This window comes from Sphingobium sp. LF-16 (genome assembly GCF_003711185.1).
Taxonomy (GTDB): Bacteria; Pseudomonadota; Alphaproteobacteria; order Sphingomonadales; family Sphingomonadaceae; genus Sphingobium; species Sphingobium yanoikuyae_A.
The window spans coordinates 3,362,787-3,385,181 of the sequence record NZ_CP029335.1 but is presented as its reverse complement, the minus strand read 5'-3'; the positions used below and the strand labels follow the sequence as shown (position 1 = coordinate 3,385,181).

The following is a 22,395-nucleotide window of genomic DNA, read 5'->3' as shown; positions in this document are numbered from 1 at the left end:
GCATGGCCCTGTCACTTTCGCTGTCGGCTTAGCGCTCCTTGGTGGCGCTGAACTTCACCTTGGGATGGCGTTCCTGCTGATAGCCGATGTCCCAGGCACTGCGCGCCATGAACACCAGATTGCCGTCGCGGTCCTTGGCCATGTTGGCGCCATTATAGGCGACCAGATCCTTGATCGCCTGATCGTCGCCGCTGATCCAGCGCGCTGTGTCGAACGGCGACGGCTCCAGCACCGCCGCGACCTTATATTCCGCCTCCAGCCGGCTGATCAGCACTTCCAGCTGCAGCTGGCCGACGACGCCGACAATCCAGTTGCTGCCGATCTCGGGATAGAAGACCTGGATCACGCCCTCTTCGGACAGGTCGTCCAGCGCCTTGCGCAGCTGCTTGGTCTTGGTCGGGTCTTTCAGCTGCACGCGGCGCAGGATTTCCGGCGCGAAATTGGGCAGGCCGGTAAAGCGCAGGCCCGGCTTCTCGCTCAGCGTGTCGCCCACGCGCAGCGCGCCATGATTGGGGATGCCGATGATGTCACCGGGGAAGGCTTCGTCCGCCAGCTCGCGGTCCTGCGCGAAGAACAGGATCGGCGAATGGACGGCCAGTGCCTTGCCGCTGCCGCTCGGCGTCAGCTTCATGCCGCGGCGGAACTTGCCCGACACCAGCCGCATGAAGGCGATGCGGTCGCGGTGCATCGGGTCCATATTGGCCTGCACCTTGAAGATGAAGCCGGTGACTTCGCTGCCCTCGGGCTCGACCGGGGCCGGCTCGGCCGGCTGGGCGCGCGGCGGCGGCGCATGGGCGGACAGCGCGTCGATCAGCTCGGTCACGCCGAACAGCTTCAGCGCCGACCCGAAATAGACCGGGGTCAGGTCGCCATGGCGGTAACGTTCCAGGTCGAACTCGGCATAGCCGCCCTGGGCCAGCTCGGCTTCCTCGCGCAGCTTTTCCAGGCCCCGCTCGGACAGATAATCCGCGAGCTTGGGATCATCCAGACCGCTGAACTGGTGACGGGTGCCGTCAAATTCCTTGGACGGGCCAGTGGGCTGCATCAGCCGGTTGGTGGCGAAGTCGTAAATGCCCTCGAACTCGCCACCCATGCCGACCGGCCAGCTCATCGGGCAGACGTCGAGCTGCAACTGGTCCGCCACCTCGTCGAGCAGGCCGAACAGCTCGCGGCCCTCGCGGTCGACCTTGTTGACGAAGGTGATGATCGGCACGTTGCGCAGGCGGCAGACCTCGAACAGCTTGCGCGTCTGCGGCTCGATGCCCTTGGCCGCGTCGATCACCATTACGGCCGAGTCCACCGCGGTCAGGGTGCGATAGGTATCCTCGCTGAAATCCTCGTGACCCGGCGTGTCGAGCAGGTTGAAGGTGATGGTCTCGCCATCGCGCGTCCGTTCGAACGTCATGACCGAGGATGTGACGGAGATGCCGCGCTGCTGCTCGATCTTCATCCAGTCCGACCGGGCGCGCCGGTTCGCGCCGCGCGCCTTGACTTCGCCGGCCAGATGGATCGCGCCGCCTTCCAGCAGCAGCTTTTCGGTCAGCGTGGTCTTACCGGCGTCCGGGTGGGAAATGATCGCGAAGGTGCGGCGGGATGGGATGCTCATGGGGCGCCCATATAGGGATTTTTGCGCCCAAAGCGAGTCGCGCGTTAGGCCTCGCCCTCAGCCCCGACCAGCGTCACGTCCATGCGGAAGGATCGGCTGTCACCCGGCAGCAGGGTCATGACACCCTGCTTGTCCCAGACATCGCCGGTGAAGCCGACCGGGTCGGCCATGCCGGCCCAGGGTTCGACGCACAGATAATGGGCGCCCGGCTTCTGCCACAGGCCGAGCCAGGGCGTGTCGGGGAAATCGATCTTCAGGTGCGGCTTGCCGGGCACGCCCCAGCTCAGCGATCGACTGTTGAGATCGTCCCAGATGAGGGCATCGCCGGCGAACATGGCATGGGTCGGCGCCAGTTCCTTCCCCTCGACCGGCGAGGGCACGCTCTCCAGCGCGATCAGCCCCGGCTCGCTGCCGACCTTGCGGATCGGCGCGGGTTCGGCCTGCTCGAAGTGGATGCGGTGGTCCTCGACGCTGCCGCCATAGGGCAGCGGCCAGGCGAAGGCGGGGTGATAGCCAAAGCAGAAGGGCATCGCCGTCTCGCCCCGGTTCATGACGGTGGCGGTCATGCGCAGGCTCGGCCCCTCCAGCACGAACCCCATGTCGAGGCGGAAGTCGAACGGATAGACGGCGCGCGTCTCCCGATCCGCTTCCAGCCGGAATAGCACGGCTTCCTCATTGCGATGGACCAGGGTGAAGGGGCTGGTCCGGGCAAAGCCATGCTGGCCGATCGGATAGTCGACATCGTTCAGCCGATAGACGTCGCCGCGCGATCGGCCGACGAACGGGAAGAGCAGGGGGGCATGGCCGGTCCACCATTGCGGGTCGGCATCGGTCATCAGCTCGCGGCCCTGCGCATCGGTCAGCGACCAGAGTTCGGCGCCTAGCGGCGATATGCTGGCGGACAGATTGTCGGAGGCGATGGCGATGCGGTCGTTCATGGCGAAACACTCCTGTTTGCCCAGCGGCATAGAACCGGATCGTCATCTGTGGAAGCACCTTGGGCTTCCGCAGATGACGTGAATCAGGCTCTATTCCAAGGTCCGATGCGGCAAATCCCGACTGTCTCGCCCGCCGCGCAATCGTTACGTTGCGGAACCGACATGGGGGCTGGCGGGTTGAGCCAGCGGGAGGACCAATGATGAAAATTGCCGTATCGACCGCCACCATCCTGTTGCTGCTCGGCACGTCGGCGCTCGCCCAGGTAGAGGGCAAGAAGAGGGACGACACGCTCGACAAGGCGGGCGAAATCGCGTCCCAGCCGGCCCGCGATGTCGGCATTGAAAAGACGCAGGTGCCGCCGATCCTCGTCGCGGCCGAGGAAAATCCCTATGCCGCGCCATCGGGCAAGAGCTGCAAGGCGCTGAATGGCGACATGGCGGCGCTCAACAAGGTGCTTGGTCCCGATTTCACCATCGGCCGCGAAGCCAATGAGGATCGCACCAGCAAGATCGCCGAGGGTGTGGGCAAGTCGCTGGTCAATTCGCTGATCCCGTTCCGCGGCGTGGTGCGGGAAATCAGCGGCGCCGCCCCGGCGGAACGTCGCCTGCGCGCCGCGATTGCCGCCGGTCTCGCCCGGCGTGGCTATCTGCGCGGCATGGCATCGGCCAAGGGCTGCAAGATTACGGGCTGACCTCCGGCGCCGCCGGGCGCGGCGCCCCGAACAGCAGCAGCCAGATGGCGAAGGCGCCTTCGCCCAGAAGTGGCACGAAATCGAGCTGGCCGGGGATCGCCTCACCGATTGCCGGCGACAGCAGCGCCAGGCTGCGCGCGACCAGATGGACCGCGCCGCCCGCCATCAGCAGCGCACCGACCGCCACCGGCAACCGGCGCGATCGGATCGCCAGCCAGCCGGTCAGCAGGCAATAAATGCCGAAGAAGATGAGGCTGATGCCGTAGAGATCATTGTGGAGGCTGAGGCTGATCCGCACAAGCGACTGCACCTCCGCCATCGGGATGCCGGGATGTGGCGCACCATCAATCAGCGCAAGCGGCAGCAGATGGAGCAGACTGTTGCCCGCCAGCACGGCAATGCCGGTCAGGCTGAACAGGGCGGCGGTGCGGGCCAGCACCCGCCCGGTCGGCGCGAACAGGCCATAGAGCAGGGCGGTGACCGCCAGATAGCAGCAGAGCATGGCGACATCGCTCGCCCCGCCGGCCCGGTAGAGCCAGGGATAGTCGGCGATGTTGCGCATCGTCTCGCGCCCGTTGCCCGGCACGATCAGGGCCGCGCGCACCACCGCCTCGGCAAACATGCCGCAGCCAATGGTGCCGATGTAGAAGAGGCCGGCGAGGCGGGCCTGAAGTCGTTCAGCCTTCCCGTCCATCGCCGGCCTTTCTCGCTTTAGCCGCGCAGGCTCGCGCCCAGCTTCTGGGCGGCCTTGACCACGGCGGCGCTGATCGCGTCCAGCTCTTCCTGGGCGAAGCTCTTCTCGCCCGGCTGCAGCGTGATTTCTACCGCCAGCGACTTGTGGCCTTCATCCACGCCGGGGCCGGTGAAGACGTCGAACAGACGGGCGTCGACGATCGCCTTCTTGTCCGCGCCCTTGACCGCGCGCACCAGCGCATCCGCCTCGACCGCTTCCGGCACCAGGAAGGCGAAATCGCGCTTCACCGCCTGCAAGGCCGGCGGCGCATAGGGCGCGCGCATGAAGCCACTCTTGCGCTTGGCCGGGATCGCATCGAGGAAGATCTCGCCTGCGACCACCGTGCCGGACAGGCCGAACTGCTTGGCGAGGCTCGGGTGCAGCACGCCATATTCAGCCAGCACCACCTTGGGGCCGAGGCGCAGCGTGCCCGACTGGCCGGGATGATAGGCTGCCGATGCCTCGCCCATGCTCTGCAGGTTGCCGACCGGCGCACCGGCGGCCGCCAGCAGCGCGATCACTTCACCCTTGGCGTCGAACGCGTCGAAGGGCTGGGCCTTGCCGCCCTGCCAGCTGCGCGCGGTCTTCTCCCCCGCCAGCACGAAGCCGACGGTGGCGCGTTCGCCCTGCTTGAAATAGCGCCGGCCGAGTTCAAACAGTCGGATCGACGTGGCGCTGCGATCGACATTGCGCTTCGTCGCCGACAACAGGCCGGGCAGCAGTGAGGGCCGCATGACCTTCAGCTCTTCCGAAATCGGATTGGCTAGCATCCAGTCGCCACCGCCAACGCTCGCGGCTTCCTTCTCGGAAATGAAAGACCAGTTGATCGCTTCAGCCAGGCCCCGCGCGGCGGCGGTGCGGCGCACGCGGCGCTCGACCAGCTGCTCGGCCGTGGCGGTCGGGCGGGCGACGCCCGGCACACGCGGCAACGGGGTGGACGGCACATGGTCCAGACCGACGATGCGCACCACTTCCTCGACAATGTCGGGCCAGCCATCGACGTCGCGGCGCCAGGTCGGCACGCTGATGGTCCAGTGGCCCGGCACGCTCACCGGCACGCCGTCCTGATATTCGATGCTGCCGGCTTCGCCGCTGACGCCGAAGCCCAGGCTCTCCAGAATGCGCATCTGTACATCATGCGGTACATCGACACCGGCCAGCGCCAGGCACTGGTCGGGCGCATAGGCGACCGTCTTGGGCGTCGCGGGCGGGGTGCCGGCGCGGGTCGCTTCCGATGCAGTGCCGCCGCACAGGGTCATGACCAGGCTGGTGGCGATTGACAGGCCATCGTCCAGGAAGGCGGGGTCGACGCCGCGCTCGAACCGGCCGCGCGCATCTGAGGTCAGTGCCAGCTTCTGGCCGGTCACCGCGATCCGCTCGGGCGTGAAATAGGCGCATTCGATCAGCACGTCCGTGGTGCCGTCCTGCGCGCCGGAATGTTCGCCGCCCATGATGCCGCCAATGTCATGCACGGCCTCGTCGTCGGCGATCACGGTCATCGTCTCGTCAATGGCATAGGTCTTGCCATTGAGTGCCAGCACTTCCTCGCCGGCCTTGCCCTTGCGCGCGACCAGTCCGCCCTTGAGCGTCGCCATGTCATAGACATGCAGCGGCCGGCCAAGGTCGAACATGATATAGTTGGTGATGTCCACCAGCGCGCTGATCGGCTTCTGGCCGATCGCCTTGAGCCGGCGCGCCATCCATTCGGGCGAGGCGCCGTTGGTCACGCCCTTGACCGAACGGGCGAAGAAGGCGGGGCAACCGTCCACATCGTCCGTGCGCACGTCGGGGGCGGGGCCCACGCCGGCAATCTCGGGCACGATGATGGCGTTGAGCGTGCCAAGGCCTGCCGCCGCGAGATCGCGGGCGATGCCGCGCACGCCCATGCAGTCCTGGCGATTGGGCGTGATCGACACGTCGATGACCGGGTCGTTGAGGCCGGCCCAGTTCGCATAGACCTCACCGACCGGCGCGTCGCCGGCCAGTTCGATGATGCCGTCATGATCGTCGCCCAGCTCCAGTTCGCGGGTGGAGCACATCATGCCGTTGGATTCGACGCCGCGAATGGCGGTCTTCTTGAGCACCATGCCGTTGACCGGCACCACCGCGCCCTCGACCCCGAACACGCCGATCAGGCCAGCGCGGGCATTGGGCGCGCCGCACACGACCTGCAACGGATTGCCGTCGCCATGGTCGACGCTCAGCACCTGCAGCTTGTCGGCCTGCGGATGACGCTCGGCGGTCAGGATCTTGGCGATCTTGAACGCGCCCAGCTTCTCGGCCGGGTTCTCCACATCCTCGACCTCCAGCCCGATGGCGTTCAGCGTCTTGAGGATGGTGGCCAGATCGGCATCGGTCTTGAGGTGCGTCTTGAGCCAGCTCAGGGTGAACTTCATGCGCCGACTCCTCCCGACAGCGTGGGCACGTCGAGTGCCGAGAATCCATAATGTTTCAGCCAGCGCAGGTCGCCGTCGAAGAAGGCGCGCAGGTCGTTCATGCCATATTTCAGCATGGCGAGGCGATCGACACCCGTGCCGAAGGCAAAGCCCTGCCATTCGTCGGGATCAAGACCGCAGGCCTCGATCACGCGGCGGTTGACCATGCCGCTGCCCAGCACTTCCAGCCAGCCGCCACCGGGCGCATCGCCGTCGCCGCCGATCACGCGCTGGCCATTGGTCAGCGTGTAGCCGACATCGACTTCCACCGACGGTTCGGTGAAGGGGAAATAGCTCGGGCGCAGGCGCAGGACGATGTCCTCGCGCTCGAAGAAGGCCTTGAGGAAGGTTTCCAGCGTCCACTTCAAATGACCCAGGGTGATACCCTTGTCGATCACCAGACCTTCGATCTGGTGGAACATCGGCGTGTGGGTCGCGTCGGAGTCGCTGCGATAGACGCGGCCGGGCGCGATGATGCGGATCGGCGGTTCCTGCCCAGACGCAACAAAAGACTCCATCGTGCGGATCTGCACCGGCGACGTATGGGTGCGCAGCAGCATCTTCTTCTGCCCTTCCTCGTCCGGGAAGTAGAAGGTGTCGTGCATCGCGCGCGCCGGGTGCGTCTCGGGGATGTTGAGCGCGGTGAAATTATGCCAGTCGTCCTCGATCTCCGGACCGGTCGCGACCGAGAAGCCGAGGTCGGCGAAGATTTCCGCCAGTTCGTCCATCACCTGCGAAACGGCGTGGACGCTGCCCTGCGGGCCCAGATCGGCGGGCAGGGTCATGTCGACCTTTTCCGAGGCGAGGCGGGCGTCGAGCGCGGCCTGCTCCAGCGCGGCCTTGCGGTCGGCGATCGCGGCGGTCACGCTTTCGCGCAGATCCTGGATCGGCGGGCCTTTCTCGAGACGCTCCTCGGGCGACATGCCGCCCAGCGTCTTCAATAGGCCGGTGACGACCCCATTCTTGCCCAGCGCGCCCACGCGCAGCCCTTCCAGCGCGTCCAGCGTGTCGGCAGCCTCGATGTCGGCGATCAGGCCGGCTTTCAGTGCGCTAATTTCGGTCATTCTTCTTCCAGAGCCTGTGGTGGCGGAAACATGCCCGCGGCCTTAGCGGGGCATGTCGATCAAGGAAAGGGTTAGGCGCGCGCGCCCAGCAGCGCGCCGCCAAAGCCGATGAACATCAGGCCGGTGCCGCGGTTGAACAGCTTCTGCCGGTTGGCGGGCGCCAGCCAGCGGGCAAGGCGCAGGCCGCCGAGCGCATAGACCGAATACCAGAAGCTCTCGATCACCACGAAACTGACGATCAGGATCGCGAGCTGAAGCCAGAAGGGGCGGGCCAGGTCGATGAATTGGGGGAAGAGCGCTGCGGCGAAGATGATGAGCTTGGGGTTGGACAGGCCCGTCAGCAGGCCGGTCGCATACAGCGCACGGGCCGAGCGGACCGGGCCGGCATCGCCGCCGTCCGCATTGCCGACCGGCGCGCGCCAGGCCTTGATCCCCAGCCAGATGAGATAGGCGACGCCGGCATAGCGCAATATGTCGAACAGGCGCGGCGAGGCTTTCAGCAGCGCGCCAAGGCCCAGCGCCGACGCGATCAGGCACAGCAGCACGGCGCTCATCAGCCCCGCCATCGTCACCAGCGCCTTGCGCGGACCATGGGCGATGCTCTGTGTCATCACATGCAGCATGTTGGGGCCGGGCGTGGCCGAGATCAGGAAGACCGCCGTGACATATAACCACCAGAGATGCAGCGACATGGGATGGTTCCTCAAATGTCAGGCCGTCCCCAAAAATCCGTTCGGGCTGAGCCTGTCGAAGCCCCCGCCAGAGCGCAGCGAAGGCACTTCGCTGGCGCTCAGTGATGTCCTTCGACTTCGCTCAGGACGAACGGGGTAAAACCGGAAAAACAAAAAGGGCGCCGAAGGCATCTGCCCCGGCGCCCCTTTTGACGATCTTGCGATCGATCAGCTTCAGGCTGCGGGCAGCGCAGCCTTGGCCTGGGCGATGATGGCGCTGAACGCCTCGCCTTCGTGCATCGCGATGTCGGCCAGGACCTTGCGGTCCAGCTCGACGCCGGCCAGCTTCAGGCCGTGCATGAACTGCGAATAGGTCAGGCCTTCAGCGCGGACACCCGCGTTGATGCGCTGGATCCACAGGCCACGGAAGGTGCGCTTCTTGACCTTGCGGTCGCGATAAGCGTACTGGCCGGCCTTTTCGACAGCCTGGCGAGCGACGCGGATCGTGTTCTTGCGACGGCCATAATAGCCCTTCGCCTGAACCAAAATCCTCTTATGCTTCGCCTTGGTGGTTACACCACGTTTTACGCGTGCCATTGTCCTCTACTCCTTACTTCAGGCCGTAGGGTGCCCAGAGGCGGACGTGAGCCACGTCGGCATCGGACAGCACGGAAGTGCCACGGTTCTGGCGAATATACTTGGCGTTGTGCGAGATCAGGCGGTGACGCTTGCCAGCGACGCCGTGCTTGACCTTGCCGGAAGCGGTGAACTTGAAGCGCTTCTTCACACCGCTCTTGGTCTTGAGCTTGGGCATTTTCGTCTCCTTGTTTGGCGCGACGATTACAGACAGCCACGGCAGCCCTAGTTAGCCGGGCGGTCTCACTGAATATCGCGAAGGGCGGCCCATAGTCGGCCGCGCCCGCAAAAGCAAGCGATTCGGACCCAAAGGCGGCATGCCCGCGTTGACCCCGCCATGGCCGAAGTCGAACCTGTGCCGCCCAGCGCGTCCAAGCCCGCCCAGCCCGGCGGCGCGGCTGTGTATCTGCGCCGCGCGCGCGACCGCTGGCGCGCCCTGCCGCTGCCGGCGCGCATCCTGCTATGGATCATTGGCATCCTCTTCGCTGTCTGGCTGATCCTCTTCATCACCAAGGGGCGCTTCCTCAAGGGACCGTTCGAGCGCATCCTGTCCGCCCGGCTGGAGCGGCAGGTGCAGGTCGGCGGCGACTTCCAGCTCTATTTCGCGCCGATCGCGATCAAGTTCCGGGCGGAGGGCATGCGCATCGCCAACCTGCCCTGGGCCAGCCGGCCTGACCTGCTGCGCGCCGACCTGATCGATGCACGGATCGCGCCCTTGAGCCTGATCTTCGGCAGCAGATATCGCATCCCCTGGCTGGAACTGCGGGGCGCCGCCGCCGACCTCGAATGGTCGCGCGACCGGCAGCATAATACATGGACGCTGGGCGACCCCGACCGGAAGGGCGAGCCGATGACCCTGCCGCTCGTCCGCCGCGCGCTGCTCGCTGGCACGACCATGCGCTATCGCGATCCGGTGCTCATGCTCTCGACCGATATCGGCTTCGAGACGGTGAAGGCGCAGGACACTCGCTTTGCCAGCGACGTGCGCCTGTCCGGCACCGGCACGATGCGCGGCAAGCCCTTCACCCTCAAGGGCGGTCTGCTGTCGCCCAACGCCACCGTCACCGGCGGCAAGAACAGCCTGGCGCTGCGGGCACAGGCGGGCGCGACCGTGCTGGAGGTGACCGGCACGCTGCCCGGTGCGACCGAGCTGGAGGGCAGCGACCTGCGCGTCGTGGCGCAAGGCCCCAATCTCAGTCATTTGTTCGATTTCCTGGGCGTCGCCATTCCCGGCACCCGCCAGTATCGTTTCACCGCGGCCTTGACCAAGGCGGGCGAGGAGTGGCGCTTCACGCATTTGCAGGGCCGGTTCGGCGCGTCCGACCTGGCTGGCCGCTTCACCGTGTCGCTGCCCAACAACCGGCTGCAGCTCGACGCCGATCTGGCGACGCAGCGGCTCGACATTATCGATGTCGGCCCCTTCATCGGCTATGATCCGCAGAGGCTGGATGCGCAGGGCGGGGCGGGCGCCATCACGACCGTGCAGGGCACGCCCCGCCTGCTGCCCGACGCACCGCTGCGGATCGAGGCGATCCGCAATTTCGACGCCAATGTCCGCTACAGCGTGAAGACCATCCGCGCGCCCAACGTGCCGATTGCCAACGCCGCTATGACGCTGAAGCTCGACCATAGCCTGCTGACGCTCTCGCCTTTGACCTTCGACATGGCGGGCGGCCATGTCGCGTCGGATATCGCGATCAACGCCCGCAACCAGCCGGTGCGCACCGCCTATGACGTCCGCCTGGCCCCCACGCCGATGGGCACGCTGCTCGCCCGCTGGGGCGTCGAGCAATCGGGCACCACCGGCATGGTCAAGGGGCGGATGCAGATGACGGGTCTGGGCGATACCGTCCATGACTCGCTCGCCACCGCCAATGGCCGCATCGCCGTCATCCTGCCGGCGGGCAGCATGTGGGCGCGCAATGTCCAGCTTTCCGAAATCGATGTCGGCACCTTCATCACCAAGATGTTCGAAAAGAAGCTGAAGGATCCGGTGCAGATCAATTGCGGCCTCATCGCCTTCACCGTGCGCGACGGCGTGGCGGCGGCCGACCCGATCCTCATCGACACGCGCAAGAATGTGATGATCGGCCGGGGCGGCTTCTCGTTCAGGAATGAAAGCCTCGACCTCGCCTTCCGCGCTGACGGCAAGAAGATCAGCCTCTTCTCCGGCCAGTCGCCGGTCGGCGTTGGCGGCTATTTCGCCCGGCCGTCGATCAACGTCATCAGCCCGGATCTGATCGCGCGCGGTGGCGCGGCGGCGGCGCTGGGCATCGTCGCCACGCCGATCGCCGCGACACTGGCCTTTGTCGATGTGGGTGACGCCAAGGCAGCGGCCTGCGGCCCGGTGCTGGCCGGCGCCGATGCCGCTGCCCAGCGCACCCGTGGCGGCAAGCCGCGCGACGATGTCGGCCGCGGCACCACCGCAAAGGATGAAGCGGGCAAGGGCAGCAAGGCCGAGAAGAAGGCGCAGGACAAGAAGTTCCTCGGCATCTTCTGAACGGCGTACGCCGGGCCTATTCTGTGGCCCGGCCGACTCGATCCATGGGTCGGCGCGAAGGAGAGGATCATGAGCGACACGCCGTTCGTCCTGCCGGGGGTCACGCCCCATCTGACCATCGCCGACGGCAAGGCCGCCGACGCCATTGCCTTCTACACCGCTGCCTTCGGCGCGACCGAACAGAGCCGCCATCTGGAAGAGGATGGCACGCGGATCATGCACGCTCATCTGACGATCAATGATGGCGGGCTGATGCTGAACGATCATTTCCCCGAAATGTGCGGCGGCGGCCCGGCGGAAAAGCCGGCGGCGGTGACGCTGCATCTGGAAGTGGACGATGCCGATCGCTGGTGGGATCGCGCGGTGGCCGCCGGCGCGTCGATCCGCTTCCCGATCGACAATCAGTTCTGGGGCGCCCGCTATGGGCAGGTCACCGACCCCTTCGGCCATGTCTGGTCGATCGGCGGGCCGATCAGGGACTGAGGCTATGATGGTCGGGACGACGCGCTGGGACGTGGTGACGGGCGACATCACCCGTTGCGCGGTCGACGCGATCGTCAACGCCGCCAATAACAGCCTGCTCGGCGGTGGCGGCGTGGATGGCGCGATCCACCGCGCCGCCGGGCCGGAGCTGCTGGAGGAATGTAGGGGCATTGGCTGCTGCCCGACCGGGGAGGCGCGGATCACGCGCTGCTACCGGTTGCCGGCCCGCTATATCATCCACACCGTCGGCCCGGTCTGGCAGGGCGGCAATCAGGGCGAGCGCGACCTGCTCGCCAGCTGCTACAGCCACAGCCTGTCGCTCGCCCGCCATCATGGCCTACGCAGGGTCGCCTTCCCGGCGATCTCGACCGGCGTCTATGGCTATCCCAGGGCGCAAGCCGCCAAGGTTGCCGCCCGCGCCGTGGCGGAAGCGCTGCGCCGCGATCCCGATGCCTTCGACCATATCCTCTTCGTCTGCTTCGACGAAGACAATCGCGCTCTCTACGACGCCGCTGTCAGGGATGCTGTGGCGGGGGATTAGGGTGTGAACAAGACATTCCTCCCCGGCACGGGGAGGGGGACCGCTCGCGTAGCGAGTGGTGGAGGGGCACAGGCCGGATAGCGTAGTACCAATAGACACTTGCCCCTCCGTCAGGCGCTCCGCGCCTGTTCAATGGAGACGCGTGTCTCCATTGAACTCCCCGTGCCGGGGAGGAACGACCGCTCTTGGTCGCTTGCAGGCGCCTCAATGATCGTGATGATGCCCATGGTCATGCCCATCACCCGCGCCGTGGATCGCTTCCAGCACATCCTCCAGCCGCGCGGGATCGCCCAGTGCCAGCACATGGCCTTCGCTGTCGGCGGTCAGCGGTTCGCCATTCCAGTCGCACATCAGGCCGCCCGCGCCCTCGACCACCGGCACCAAAGCGGCGAAGTCATAGCTTTGCAGCCCGGATTCGATGACGATGTCGAGGAAGCCCGACGCCAGCAGGCCGTAATTATAGCAGTCGCCGCCATAGACCGGCCCCTGGCGCGGCGCCCCGCCCGATACTGCGCCGACCAGCGCCATATAATGGGGCACGTCGCCCTCGGCGAACAGATGCGGGCTGGTGGTGGCGATGCCGGCGCCCTCCAGCGCCTTGCACGCGCGGGTGCGCACCGGCTTGCCGTTGAAGGTTGTGGGCTGACCACTCATCCCGGCCCAGCGTTCCTGCGCGATCGGCTGGTCGATGATGCCGATCGTCGGCCAACCCGCCTGCGTCAGCGCGATCAGCGTGCCGAAGATCGGCCGCCCGGCGATGAAGCTGCGCGTGCCGTCGATCGGATCGAGAATCCACACCCGCTCGGCATCGGTGCGAACCGAACCATATTCCTCGCCGATGATGCCGTCGTCCGGCCGTTCCTTTTCCAGGATCGCGCGGATCGCGGCTTCGGCGGCGCGGTCGGCCTCCGTCACCGGCGACTTGTCGGCCTTGATCTCCAGATCGTAGCGCGCGCGGAAAAAGGGACGGATGGCGGCGCCGGCGGCGTCGGCAAGGCGGTTGGCAAGGGCCAGGTCATCGCGGGTCGTCATGCCCCTTCGCCTAGCCGGTCGGGGCGCGATAGGCTAGACAGGAGCGACCCGATTCACCGAAGGGGAGAGGAAAGATGCCCGGTTCACCCGTCATCCCGTGCCTGCGCTATGCCGATGCGCCCGCCGCCATCGATTTCCTGTGCGCCGCCTTCGGTTTCGAGCGGCACGCCGTCTATCCCGACGATCTCGACAACGGCATCATCCATCATGCCCAGCTTGTCCTGGGCGAGGGCATGGTGATGCTGGGCAGCGTCAAGGATATGGAGGGCGAGTCGCTCTACACTTGGTCGACGGTGCGCGACCTCGGCGGCATCACCGCCTGCGTCTATATGGTCGTGCCCGATGTCGATGCCCATTGCCTCCATGCCCGCAACGAAGGCGCGGTGGTGGTCGACGAACCGCATGACAATCCGGGCTATCCGGGGCGCGGCTATACCGCGCTCGACCCTGAAGGAAATGTCTGGAGCTTCGGCAGCTATGACCCCTGGAAGCCGATCCCCGAAGAGGGCGATTAAGCTTTTGGAAACCGTGCCGTTCTAGCCTCCCGGAAGAAAGGGGGCCGTCATGGCGCTGGTTGGCTGGATCTTGAGCTTCATCTGCCTGTTCGCGGGCCTCGCGCTGCGGCAGGACATGCCGATCGGCGGATCGGTGACGATCTCCAACATCCTCGTCGTCTTCGCCCTGCTCGCCTGCCCGATGGTATGGCGCGAACTGCCGCTGGGCGTCTCGCGCGGCCAGCGCATCGTCTCCGGCCTGGCGCTGGTCTTCGCCCTGCCGATCATCCTGTTCCCGACGCATTAAAGCGCCGGGCGCGCCAGCATCAGCCAGACGATCGCCAGAATCGCGCCAAAGGCGGGAAAGCCGAAGGCGAACCACCAGCGGAAAAGTCGATGATAGGCGGATGGTAGCGAATCACCGCCGGCGACGGCGGCTGCCGCCAGGTCGCGCATCCGCGCCTGCATCCACAGCACCGGCAGCCAGAAGGCGCCGATCAGCAGATAGAGCGCAACCGACAGCAGCAGCCAGGGCGTGTCGAGCGGCCAGCCGAGCCCGTGGGCCAGCGCCAGCCCGGTAATCGGCTGCACCACCACTGCGCTGGCGGTGAAGAGCATGTCGGCGATCACCACGATCCGTGCGACCGCCGCGATCACCCGCGCGTCGCCGGTGCGGTGTGCCATCAGCATGAAGAAGGCGATGCCCGCCCCGGTGCCGATCAGTACGCAGGCGCCCAGCACATGGGCCCAGCGCAGCGCCAGGATCAGGACATCGCTCATCGTTCCTCCAGCAGTATATGGGTGATCAGCGCGGCGATCATCACCACCAGTGCCTTGGCCAGCGGCGCCAGCGGATCGACCCACATGTCCGGCCGCACCCAGCTGCCCATGACCAGATAGGCGGCAGTCAGTCCAGCCATGCCCAGCACCGCGCGCTGCGCCCAACGCCGCACCAGGATTGCCGCGCCCAGCAGTAGGTCGGCGACGCTGCCGGCGATACTCAGCGCCATGGCGACTCCTGCGACCGGCGTCCCCTGCAATTCGCCGGCCACCGTGTCCAGCCGGGCGAGGCCGACCAGCCCCGACAGCAGGAACAGCAGCGACAGCGCCGCCACTAGGCACGGCATCAGCAGCATCAGCCGCGCCTGCGAGCGATCCTGCAGCCCCGATGGGTGGCGCGCCAATATCTGGTCCAGCGTCAGCAGCGGCCGGCCCAGCAGCGCCTCGCCGCCTTCCGGCGCGCCGGTCACGTCGCGCGCGATCATGGCCATGGCGGTGCTGCGCAGCGGCGATCGCCAGCCCAGATGGCCAAGCAGGTCGGCGACCGCGCTGACCGGCGTGGCGATCCGGCCGGGCAGGGCGATAACCGGAACGGGCGCAATCCCCAGCCAGCGGCGATGGGCGACGATAATGGCGTCCAGCGTCGATGCCTCACGCTCGACCAGGTCGATGTCGATTGCGCGCGGCGCGTCGGGCGCCAGGCAGCAGACCACCGCCTGCGCCACATCGTCCAGCGCGACGCTCTGGATGCGGCTGTCGCCATGGACGCTGAACAGCCGCAGCGGCATCGCCGCCAGCGCCCGGATCAGCAACGTGCCGCCATAGGCATTGCGGCCGATCACCAGACCGGGGCGCAGGATCGCCCAGTGCAGCGCGGACGCGCGCAGATGATCGTCGGCCACCGCCTTGGTCGACAGGAAGGGGCTGGCGTCCTTTGCCGTGGCGCCGGGCGCGGAAATTTGGATGAAGCGGGCAATGCCCTGCGCGGCGCAGGCGTCGATCAGCGCGGCGATGCTGGCGCCCTGGATCGCCTCCAGCCGTTCGCCGCCGCCGCTCTGCAACGCGCCGCTGGCATTGACCACGGCGTCGACGCCGTGCAGCGCCGTGGCCCAGTCGGCCGGCTGGGTCATGTGGTTGAGGTCGGCGAAATGCCAGGACAGGGCGGGGAAGAGGCGGCGGGCGGTCCGTTCGGACCGGCCCAGGCCGATGACCTCATGCCCCGCCGCGATCAGCGCGCGCGCAATCCCGCTGCCGATGAAGCCATAGGCCCCAACCAGCAGGACGCGCATGCGCGTCTTAGTCGAACAGGCTAGAAACGGAGCTTTCGTCCGCGATGCGCTTGATCGCTTCGCCCAGCAGCGGGGCGATCGGCAGGTGGCGGATGCGCTTGGCATCGTTCACCGCGTCGGTGCCCTGGATCGAGTCGGTGATGACCAGTTCCAGCAGTTCCGATGCCTCGACGCGGGCGACTGCGCCGCCCGACAGCACGCCATGGCTGACATAGGCGACGACTTCCTCGGCGCCCTGCGCCTTCAGCGCGGCGGCGGCGTTGCACAGCGTGCCGGCCGAATCGACGATATCGTCGATCAGGATGCAGAAACGGCCCTTCACGTCGCCGATGATGTTCATCACTTCCGACTCGCCGGCGCGTTCACGACGCTTGTCGACGATCGCCAGCGGCGCGTTGTCGAGCCGCTTGGCGAGCGCACGGGCGCGCACCACGCCGCCGACGTCGGGCGACACGACCATGATATTCTTGTCGCCGAAACGCGCCTGGATATCGGCCGACATCACCGGGGCGCCGAACAGATTGTCGGTCGGGATGTCGAAGAAGCCCTGGATCTGGCCGGCATGAAGATCGACCGACAGGACGCGATCGGCGCCGGCGGTGGTGATCAGGTTGGCGACTAGCTTGGCGCTGATCGGCGTGCGCGGGCCGGGCTTACGGTCCTGGCGGGCATAGCCGAAATAGGGAACGACGGCAGTGATTCGCTTGGCCGACGCGCGCTTGAGCGCATCGATCATGATCAGCAATTCCATCAGATTGTCGTTGGTCGGATAGGCCGTCGACTGGATCACGAACACGTCTTCGCCGCGGACATTCTCATGAATTTCCACGAAAACTTCTTCGTCGGCAAAGCGGCGGACGCTGGCCTCGGTCAGGGGGATTTCGATATAGTCGGCGATGGCGGCCGCGAGCGGCTTGTTCGAATTGCCGGTCATGAGTTTCATGGCGAAAATCCCCAGGCTAATTGGCGTGACGAATTGATGACGATGCGCGAAACGCGGCCCCTTTAGCGGCGCATGTCCCATGTGGAAAGGCGCTTTTGCGCCCTGCGACAAAATGGCCCCCGCATTTTCAGAACACGCGCGAAGCGGGTGTTCGGTTCGAAAATGCGGCATCGGAAAACAGAGCATTTTCGCAAATAGGCAAAATGCTCTAGGGCGCGGTGCATGACCGACAAACTCGTGATCGCGCTCGCCCAGATGACCCAGACCATGGGCGACCCGCGGGCCAATGCCGACGCCATGCTGGAATGGCGCGCCCGCGCCAGGGGCGCGGACCTGATCGTCTTTCCCGAACTGCAACTGATCGGCTATCCGCCCGAGGATCTGGTGCTCAAGCCCGCGCTGCTTGACCAGGCCAATTATCATCTCGACCGGCTGGCGCAGGAAAGCGCCGATGGCGGCCCGGCGATGCTGGTCGGCACCGTCGTCGCGTCGCAGGGCGTGCTGTTCAACGTCGTCGCCCTGATCGAAAATGGCGCCGTCACCGCGATCCGCCAGAAGCGCGAACTGCCCAATTACGGCACCTTCGACGAAAAGCGCCTGTTCGCCCCCGGCCCGCTGCCCGCGCCGATCACGTTTCGCGGCGTGAAGATCGGCGTGCCGATCTGCGAGGATATCTGGTTCCCCTTCGTCACTGCCCATTTGCGGGCCGAGGGCGCGGAAATCCTCATCAGCCCCAATGGCAGCCCGTTCGAGGTCGACAAGGATGATCGCCGCCTGAACGTCGTCGCCGGCACCCGCGTGCGCGAAACCGGCCTGCCGCTCGTCTATCTCAACCGTGTCGGCGGCCAGGACGAACTGGTGTTCGACGGCGCCTCCTTCGTCATGAACGGCGACCTCTCCATCGCCCAGCAACTGCCCGACTGGGAAGAAAAGCTGGTGCTGACCCAGTGGGAGAAATGGGACGGCCAGTGGGTCTGCCTGCCCGGCGAGCGTCATGCACTCGATCCGCGCCCGGCCGACATCTATAATGCGATGGTCTTGGGCCTGCGCGACTATGTGAACCGCAACCGCTTCCCCGGCGTCGTGCTGGGCCTGTCGGGCGGCATCGATTCCGCTTTGTCCGCCGCCGTCGCGGTCGATGCGTTGGGCGCCGACCGGGTCTGGTGCGTGATGATGCCCTCGCGCTTCACCAGCCAGGAAAGCCTGGACGATGCGGTCGAATGCGCCCGCCTGCTCGGCGTTCGCTATGACACCATCCCGATCGAGCCGGCGGTTGCCGCCTTCGACACCATGCTGGCCCCGGTGTTCGAGGGCAAGGCGCGCGACCTCACCGAAGAGAATATCCAGTCGCGCATTCGCGGCCTCACGCTGATGGCGCTCTCCAACAAGTTCGGCCATATGCTGCTGACCACCGGCAACAAGAGCGAGATGTCGGTCGGCTATGCCACCATCTATGGCGACATGGCGGGCGGCTATTCGGTGCTGAAGGACGCCTACAAGACGACGGTGTTCGACCTCTGCCGCTGGCGCAACGACAATATGCCCTCGCTCGGCGAAGGCTTTGGCCCGGCCGGCCCGGTGATGCCCGAACGCGTCATCACCAAGCCGCCCAGCGCCGAACTGCGCGACAATCAGAAGGATGAGGACAGCCTGCCGCCCTATGAGGTGCTGGACCCGATCCTCTATGGCCTGGTCGAAGAGGAATTGTCGGTGGCCCAGCTGGTCGAGCGCGGCTTCGACAAGGTGGTCGTCACCCGGATCGAGCATCTGCTCTACATCGCCGAATATAAGCGTCGCCAGTCGCCGCCCGGTGTGAAGCTGGGCATCCGCAATTTCGGCCGCGACCGCCGCTACCCGATCACCAACGCCTTCCGCAGCGTATAAGTAACATCCGTTCGCCCTGAGCGAAGTCGAAGGGCAGGCTGAGCATGGCGAAGCCCCTTCGTTCGGGGCGCACGGGTTTGGAAATAAAGATATGACTGTCATCACCCGCTTCGCACCATCGCCGACCGGCCATCTCCATGTCGGCAATATCCGCGCCGCGCTCCACAATTGGCTGTGGGCGCGCAAGTCCGGTGGCCAATTCCTGCTGCGCCTCGACGACACCGACCTGGAGCGCTCGCGCCCCGAATATGCGGAATCGATCAAGGCTGATCTGCGTTGGCTCGGCCTCGACTGGGACGGCGAGGAAAAACAGTCCGAACGCTTCGCTCTCTATGAAGCGCGGTTCGCGGCGCTCAAGGCCTCGGGCCATGTCTACCCCGCCTATGAAACCCAGCAGGAGCTGGAGCTGCGCCGCAAGGTGCTGCTGGGCCGCGGCCTGCCGCCGGTCTATGATCGCGCCGCCCTGTCGCTGACCCCGGACCAGATCGCTGCCTATGAGGCCGAAGGGCGCACGCCGCACTGGCGCTTCAAGCTCGACCATGACCAGCCGATCGTCTGGACCGACCTGATCCGGGGCGAGCAGCGCTTCGACCCCAAATTGCTGTCCGACCCGGTGATCCGCCGCGCCGACGGCTCATGGCTCTACATGCTCCCCTCGGTCATCGACGATGTCGACATGGGCGTCACCCATGTGCTGCGCGGCGAGGACCATGTCTCCAACACCGCGACCCAGATCCAGATGTTCACCGCGCTCGGCGCACCGCTCCCCGCCTTCGCGCATGAAGCGCTGCTGACCGGCAGCGAGGGCAAGCTGTCCAAGCGCCTCGGCTCGCTCGGCGTCGCCCATTTTCGCGAGATCGGGCTGGAGCCGGCCGCGATCGCCTCACTGCTCGCCCGCCTCGGCAGCTCGCAGCCGATCGAGCCCTTTGCGGATCGTACGCCGCTGATCGAGACGTTCGACTTCGCCCATTTCGGCCGTGCCCCCGCGCGCTTCGATGAAGCCGAACTGGCCAGCCTCAACCAGAAGATCGTCCACGCGCTTCCTTATGAAGCGGTTGCCGACCGCCTGCCCGCGGGCATGGACGCCGCCGCCTGGGCCGCGATCCGCCCCAATCTGGAGACGGTGGCGGGCGCCACCGCTTGGTGGCAGATCGTCACCGGCCCGATCGCGGCACCCGAAGCGGCGGAAGAGGACCACGATTTCCTCGCCGCCGCCCATCGCATCCTGTCCGCCGTCCCCTTCGACGCCGACATCTGGCGCACGCTGACCGGCGCGCTCAAGGAAGAAACCGGCCGCAAGGGCAAGACCCTGTTCCAACCCCTGCGCCGCGCCCTCACGGGCCTGGACCACGGCCCCGACATGGGCCAGCTCCTGCCGCTGATCGGCCGGGAAGAAGCGTTGAAGAGGCTGGCGGTGGCCGATTGATCGGGTTAGGCTGGCCGGACCGGACCATTCTGGAGGCCAGCCTGATGCGTTATGCTCTCATCCTGTCGTCCGGCCTGCTGCTCATGGGAGCCGCAGCGCCGTCTGCTTCCTATAATATCTTTCCCGAACAGGCGGTGATGAATGCCGCGGCTGTCGCCCCCGATGGGGTGAAGGGGGTGTTCGAACTGCCTGTCCGCGCCACTGGGCGCCAGGGCGGCTGGTTCTATCTTAATTCTCAGCAGGATTATCGCGATCCCCGCAACCTGACGATCGCCATTCCCGGTGCCATGGCCGATGCACTGGCACAGCGTTTCGGCGCGGAACTCGATCAATATCTGACGGGCAAGACCATCGCGGTCCGCGGCGAAGCGAAGCGGGTGAAAATTCATTTTCTGGCGGATGGCCGGCCAACCGACAAATATTATTATCAAACCCATGTGCGGCTGACCGATCCCAGCCTGCTGACGGTGGAGGGTGAACCAGTCCGTTACTGACCGCTCAGGCGGCCATCATCTCCAGCGCCTTGCCGACGGCCAAGATCCCCTCCGGCGCGGCGGCGAAGCCCATATGGGTGCAGTCGACCTCGATCGCGCGGTCGCGCTCGCCCGCTCGGCCCCTTGCGCATTCGGGCAGGATCACGCCGTCACGCTGCGACCAGAGCGCGACGGTCGGCACCGGCGGCTTCTCCTCGCGGGTGCAGGGGAAGGGCGGCGTGTCGACCGGGAAGCCCGACACCAGTTGATAGAGGCGCCAGGCATGGTTGGCGCGCGGATCGCCGGAAAAGGGCGTGCCCATCGTCACCACGCCGCCGACCTTGGATCGCGCGAACTTGGCATATTCGCGCGCATAAAGGCCGCCCAGGCTCCAGCCGACCAAAGTCACCGGCTTGCCGCTTGTCCGGCGGATCGCATCGACGCGGGCGTCGATCTTCTCCAGCGTATCGGCGCGCGGCCCGAAATTGCGCCCCATGTCCCAGCCATGCGCCTGATAGCCGGCGGCGTTCAGGATCGCGCGCAGCGGCTCCATCCGATGTTCCGACGCCATCAGGCCGGGCACCAGCAATATATGCCGCCCGTCGCCGCGAATCGCGCGGCTCAGTTGTTCGGCCTGGGCCTTGGTCCGGTTGATGTCGAACGGCACCGAGGCATTGCCCAGCAGATGCGACAGCGACGGACGCGCGGACGCACGCGGACCGCTGGCAAGGCGGCCCTTCCAGAAGCTGGCAATGGCATCGGCATAGGGTGGCACGAGAGATATTGTCCTGAACCGGGCGGGAAAGGTGACATTCTCGTGACAAACGCAGGGTGCGTCCATGGGTTTCATCGCAAGCGATGAACGGTGTGTCTCAGGAAATGAAGCTCAGGGGGCGAGGGGCGATGTCTGGGCGACGCTGGCGCCCTCGGTCGTGCGCAGCTGGCGCGGCTCCAATATCGCCGCCGTCTCAATCAGGTCGAGCGCCCGGCGCGCCTCCAGATAGCGGCGGGCATATTGCATCCAGCGATCGGCCGCAGCGCGATCGGGCATGCGCTCTACCTCGGCCAGCGCCGCGCCGACCCGGCTGGCGTCGATGTAGCGCAGCGCCCGCTGCATCGCCATGTGCGGCCGCGGCGAGGGGGTGGAGGATTTGCGGATGATGATCAGCTCGCGCGCCTCATGCTCGAAACTGTCCCACCAGCTGGCATCGGCCGGCGGCGATGTGACGCGGTCGGCGACATCGACCAGGCCGGCGCGCAGGTCGGCCAGCGTCACCGGCTCGCGCGCGGCGTTGATGATGGTGGCGACGGCGCGGGGCTGGGCCTGGCCGAAACGCAGCCGCAACTGCCCCTCGACATAGCCGAGCGGGGCGCCGGTATCGAGCGCGCGGCGGGCGGCAAAGGCGACCAGCAGCCCTTCGGCGCGCGCGGCATTGCCCGACGCGGCCTGTGCCTCGACGGTGATGCGGTTGAGCCGCTCCTCCAGCTGGATCACGCGGGCGTCGAGCATCTGCGCGGCATCCGCCGTCAGCGGACGGCCCGACGGGATGGCGTTGCTGCCCAGCAGCGGCGCAGGCAGGGCGGGCGTCGCCGCCTCGTCCTTGCCCCAGCGCCGTTCGATCTGCGGCATCGCCCAGATGGTGACGCCGATGCCGATCAGAAACGCGAACAGCAGCAGCACGGGCGTCAGCCAGGATGTGCGTCGGCGCGCGGGCGGCGGCGTTTCCTGCTGAATTTCCACACTCTCCTGCTCGTTCATCAAGTCTCTCTCGTTT

Annotated in this window: 23 protein-coding genes; 9 read left to right on the top strand and 14 right to left on the bottom strand. The window is 66.5% G+C overall.

Annotated elements, in window-relative coordinates; genetic code table 11:
- Positions 1–28: 28 nt before the first annotated feature.
- Positions 29–1,606 carry a peptide chain release factor 3 gene (locus tag DIZ22_RS15845; protein ID WP_017502740.1) on the bottom strand — a complete coding sequence of 526 codons (1,578 nt, stop codon included), beginning with the start codon at positions 1,604–1,606 and terminating at the stop codon, positions 29–31.
- A 44-nt stretch (positions 1,607–1,650) separates the two neighbouring features.
- Entirely contained in the window at positions 1,651–2,544 is an 894-nt protein-coding gene (locus tag DIZ22_RS15840; RefSeq protein WP_048938169.1) for an aldose 1-epimerase family protein, read from the bottom strand.
- A gap of 197 nt (positions 2,545–2,741) precedes the next feature.
- Here DIZ22_RS15840 and DIZ22_RS15835 point away from each other — a divergent pair, with 197 nt between their 5' ends.
- Positions 2,742–3,236 (top strand): hypothetical protein, encoded by a 495-nt coding sequence (locus tag DIZ22_RS15835; RefSeq protein WP_048938159.1) that lies wholly within the window; start codon positions 2,742–2,744, stop codon positions 3,234–3,236.
- Here the strand turns inward: DIZ22_RS15835 and DIZ22_RS15830 are convergent.
- The 6 genes from DIZ22_RS15830 to rpmI all read right to left on the bottom strand — a co-directional run bounded on the left by DIZ22_RS15830 (position 3,226) and on the right by rpmI (position 8,953).
- Positions 3,226–3,930, bottom strand: a complete 705-nt coding sequence (locus DIZ22_RS15830; RefSeq protein ID WP_048938158.1) for a DUF4386 domain-containing protein — start codon at positions 3,928–3,930, stop codon at positions 3,226–3,228. The two genes, DIZ22_RS15835 and DIZ22_RS15830, sit on opposite strands and share 11 nt — an antisense overlap.
- Positions 3,931–3,947: 17 nt before the next feature.
- The gene (pheT, locus tag DIZ22_RS15825; RefSeq protein ID WP_048938157.1) at positions 3,948–6,365 is read right to left on the bottom strand and encodes a phenylalanine--tRNA ligase subunit beta; all 2,418 of its coding nucleotides are present in this window, start codon (positions 6,363–6,365) and stop codon (positions 3,948–3,950) included.
- The gene (gene pheS / locus DIZ22_RS15820) at positions 6,362–7,468 is read right to left on the bottom strand and encodes a phenylalanine--tRNA ligase subunit alpha (protein WP_048938156.1); all 1,107 of its coding nucleotides are present in this window, start codon (positions 7,466–7,468) and stop codon (positions 6,362–6,364) included. The genes pheT and pheS overlap by 4 nt, the downstream gene beginning before the upstream one ends.
- Before the next feature lie 71 nt (positions 7,469–7,539).
- Positions 7,540–8,160, bottom strand: coding sequence for a LysE family translocator (locus tag DIZ22_RS15815; RefSeq protein ID WP_048938155.1), 621 nt, complete (start codon positions 8,158–8,160; stop codon positions 7,540–7,542).
- 213 nt (positions 8,161–8,373) lie between these two features.
- Positions 8,374–8,736, bottom strand: coding sequence for a 50S ribosomal protein L20 (gene rplT / locus DIZ22_RS15810; RefSeq protein WP_004208917.1), 363 nt, complete (start codon positions 8,734–8,736; stop codon positions 8,374–8,376).
- A 13-nt stretch (positions 8,737–8,749) separates the two neighbouring features.
- Positions 8,750–8,953: a 50S ribosomal protein L35 gene (gene rpmI / locus DIZ22_RS15805; RefSeq protein ID WP_004208916.1), complete on the bottom strand. Its 204-nt coding sequence runs from the start codon at positions 8,951–8,953 to the stop codon at positions 8,750–8,752.
- Between the two features lie 159 nt (positions 8,954–9,112).
- Between rpmI and DIZ22_RS15800 the strand changes: the two genes are divergently transcribed.
- From DIZ22_RS15800 to DIZ22_RS15790, 3 genes are all read left to right on the top strand, one after another.
- Positions 9,113–11,275, top strand: coding sequence for an AsmA family protein (locus tag DIZ22_RS15800; protein ID WP_048938154.1), 2,163 nt, complete (start codon positions 9,113–9,115; stop codon positions 11,273–11,275).
- A 69-nt stretch (positions 11,276–11,344) separates the two neighbouring features.
- Entirely contained in the window at positions 11,345–11,758 is a 414-nt protein-coding gene (locus DIZ22_RS15795; protein ID WP_048938153.1) for a VOC family protein, read from the top strand.
- A gap of 4 nt (positions 11,759–11,762) precedes the next feature.
- A complete protein-coding gene (locus DIZ22_RS15790) occupies positions 11,763–12,299 on the top strand; it encodes an O-acetyl-ADP-ribose deacetylase (RefSeq protein ID WP_048938152.1) in 537 nt (178 codons plus the stop codon).
- Positions 12,300–12,503: 204 nt separating this feature from the next.
- Here the strand turns inward: DIZ22_RS15790 and hisN are convergent, their stop codons facing one another.
- On the bottom strand, positions 12,504–13,331 hold the full coding sequence (gene hisN / locus DIZ22_RS15785) for a histidinol-phosphatase (RefSeq protein WP_048938151.1): 828 nt from the start codon (positions 13,329–13,331) through the stop codon (positions 12,504–12,506).
- 74 nt (positions 13,332–13,405) lie between these two features.
- Between hisN and DIZ22_RS15780 the strand changes: the two genes are divergently transcribed.
- Together DIZ22_RS15780 and DIZ22_RS15775 are read left to right on the top strand one after the other, a co-directional pair.
- Positions 13,406–13,846 carry a VOC family protein gene (locus DIZ22_RS15780; protein WP_048938150.1) on the top strand — a complete coding sequence of 147 codons (441 nt, stop codon included), beginning with the start codon at positions 13,406–13,408 and terminating at the stop codon, positions 13,844–13,846.
- 49 nt (positions 13,847–13,895) lie between these two features.
- Positions 13,896–14,132, top strand: a complete 237-nt coding sequence (locus DIZ22_RS15775; protein ID WP_048938149.1) for a hypothetical protein — start codon at positions 13,896–13,898, stop codon at positions 14,130–14,132.
- Here DIZ22_RS15775 and DIZ22_RS15770 read toward each other — a convergent pair.
- Genes DIZ22_RS15770 through DIZ22_RS15760 form a run of 3 tightly spaced genes read right to left on the bottom strand, consistent with a single transcriptional unit; the run spans position 14,129 to position 16,837 of the window.
- Positions 14,129–14,605 carry a DUF2269 domain-containing protein gene (locus DIZ22_RS15770; RefSeq protein ID WP_048938148.1) on the bottom strand — a complete coding sequence of 159 codons (477 nt, stop codon included), beginning with the start codon at positions 14,603–14,605 and terminating at the stop codon, positions 14,129–14,131. The two genes, DIZ22_RS15775 and DIZ22_RS15770, sit on opposite strands and share 4 nt — an antisense overlap.
- On the bottom strand, positions 14,602–15,894 hold the full coding sequence (locus DIZ22_RS15765) for an SDR family oxidoreductase (RefSeq protein WP_048938147.1): 1,293 nt from the start codon (positions 15,892–15,894) through the stop codon (positions 14,602–14,604). Before DIZ22_RS15765 ends, DIZ22_RS15770 begins: the two co-directional genes overlap by 4 nt.
- A 7-nt stretch (positions 15,895–15,901) precedes the next feature.
- On the bottom strand, positions 15,902–16,837 hold the full coding sequence (locus DIZ22_RS15760) for a ribose-phosphate pyrophosphokinase (RefSeq protein WP_010338670.1): 936 nt from the start codon (positions 16,835–16,837) through the stop codon (positions 15,902–15,904).
- A gap of 222 nt (positions 16,838–17,059) precedes the next feature.
- Between DIZ22_RS15760 and DIZ22_RS15755 the strand changes: the two genes are divergently transcribed.
- The 3 genes from DIZ22_RS15755 to DIZ22_RS15745 all read left to right on the top strand — a co-directional run bounded on the left by DIZ22_RS15755 (position 17,060) and on the right by DIZ22_RS15745 (position 20,641).
- Positions 17,060–18,721 carry an NAD+ synthase gene (locus tag DIZ22_RS15755; RefSeq protein WP_048938146.1) on the top strand — a complete coding sequence of 554 codons (1,662 nt, stop codon included), beginning with the start codon at positions 17,060–17,062 and terminating at the stop codon, positions 18,719–18,721.
- A 91-nt stretch (positions 18,722–18,812) separates the two neighbouring features.
- Complete coding sequence (gene gltX, locus DIZ22_RS15750; protein ID WP_048938145.1) at positions 18,813–20,147, top strand: glutamate--tRNA ligase; 1,335 nt, start codon at positions 18,813–18,815, stop codon at positions 20,145–20,147.
- Between the two features lie 44 nt (positions 20,148–20,191).
- Positions 20,192–20,641, top strand: a complete 450-nt coding sequence (locus tag DIZ22_RS15745) for a hypothetical protein (protein ID WP_037510002.1) — start codon at positions 20,192–20,194, stop codon at positions 20,639–20,641.
- Positions 20,642–20,645: 4 nt separating this feature from the next.
- Here DIZ22_RS15745 and DIZ22_RS15740 read toward each other — a convergent pair whose 3' ends face one another.
- Together DIZ22_RS15740 and DIZ22_RS15735 are read right to left on the bottom strand one after the other, a co-directional pair.
- On the bottom strand, positions 20,646–21,395 hold the full coding sequence (locus tag DIZ22_RS15740; protein WP_048938144.1) for an alpha/beta fold hydrolase: 750 nt from the start codon (positions 21,393–21,395) through the stop codon (positions 20,646–20,648).
- Positions 21,396–21,506: 111 nt separating this feature from the next.
- Complete coding sequence (locus DIZ22_RS15735) at positions 21,507–22,379, bottom strand: hypothetical protein (protein ID WP_122928395.1); 873 nt, start codon at positions 22,377–22,379, stop codon at positions 21,507–21,509.
- Between the last annotated feature and the right edge of the window lie 16 nt (positions 22,380–22,395).

Coding starts and splice junctions, on each gene's coding strand:
- DIZ22_RS15845 (WP_017502740.1), bottom strand. CDS start 1,606: ATGAGCATCCCATCCCGCCGCACCTTCGCGATCATTTCCCACCCGGAC.
- DIZ22_RS15840 (WP_048938169.1), bottom strand. CDS start 2,544: ATGAACGACCGCATCGCCATCGCCTCCGACAATCTGTCCGCCAGCATA.
- DIZ22_RS15835 (WP_048938159.1), top strand. CDS start 2,742: ATGATGAAAATTGCCGTATCGACCGCCACCATCCTGTTGCTGCTCGGC.
- DIZ22_RS15830 (WP_048938158.1), bottom strand. CDS start 3,930: ATGGACGGGAAGGCTGAACGACTTCAGGCCCGCCTCGCCGGCCTCTTC.
- pheT (WP_048938157.1), bottom strand. CDS start 6,365: ATGAAGTTCACCCTGAGCTGGCTCAAGACGCACCTCAAGACCGATGCC.
- pheS (WP_048938156.1), bottom strand. CDS start 7,468: ATGACCGAAATTAGCGCACTGAAAGCCGGCCTGATCGCCGACATCGAG.
- DIZ22_RS15815 (WP_048938155.1), bottom strand. CDS start 8,160: ATGTCGCTGCATCTCTGGTGGTTATATGTCACGGCGGTCTTCCTGATC.
- rplT (WP_004208917.1), bottom strand. CDS start 8,736: ATGGCACGCGTAAAACGTGGTGTAACCACCAAGGCGAAGCATAAGAGG.
- rpmI (WP_004208916.1), bottom strand. CDS start 8,953: ATGCCCAAGCTCAAGACCAAGAGCGGTGTGAAGAAGCGCTTCAAGTTC.
- DIZ22_RS15800 (WP_048938154.1), top strand. CDS start 9,113: ATGGCCGAAGTCGAACCTGTGCCGCCCAGCGCGTCCAAGCCCGCCCAG.
- DIZ22_RS15795 (WP_048938153.1), top strand. CDS start 11,345: ATGAGCGACACGCCGTTCGTCCTGCCGGGGGTCACGCCCCATCTGACC.
- DIZ22_RS15790 (WP_048938152.1), top strand. CDS start 11,763: ATGATGGTCGGGACGACGCGCTGGGACGTGGTGACGGGCGACATCACC.
- hisN (WP_048938151.1), bottom strand. CDS start 13,331: ATGACGACCCGCGATGACCTGGCCCTTGCCAACCGCCTTGCCGACGCC.
- DIZ22_RS15780 (WP_048938150.1), top strand. CDS start 13,406: ATGCCCGGTTCACCCGTCATCCCGTGCCTGCGCTATGCCGATGCGCCC.
- DIZ22_RS15775 (WP_048938149.1), top strand. CDS start 13,896: ATGGCGCTGGTTGGCTGGATCTTGAGCTTCATCTGCCTGTTCGCGGGC.
- DIZ22_RS15770 (WP_048938148.1), bottom strand. CDS start 14,605: ATGAGCGATGTCCTGATCCTGGCGCTGCGCTGGGCCCATGTGCTGGGC.
- DIZ22_RS15765 (WP_048938147.1), bottom strand. CDS start 15,894: ATGCGCGTCCTGCTGGTTGGGGCCTATGGCTTCATCGGCAGCGGGATT.
- DIZ22_RS15760 (WP_010338670.1), bottom strand. CDS start 16,837: ATGAAACTCATGACCGGCAATTCGAACAAGCCGCTCGCGGCCGCCATC.
- DIZ22_RS15755 (WP_048938146.1), top strand. CDS start 17,060: ATGACCGACAAACTCGTGATCGCGCTCGCCCAGATGACCCAGACCATG.
- gltX (WP_048938145.1), top strand. CDS start 18,813: ATGACTGTCATCACCCGCTTCGCACCATCGCCGACCGGCCATCTCCAT.
- DIZ22_RS15745 (WP_037510002.1), top strand. CDS start 20,192: ATGCGTTATGCTCTCATCCTGTCGTCCGGCCTGCTGCTCATGGGAGCC.
- DIZ22_RS15735 (WP_122928395.1), bottom strand. CDS start 22,379: ATGAACGAGCAGGAGAGTGTGGAAATTCAGCAGGAAACGCCGCCGCCC.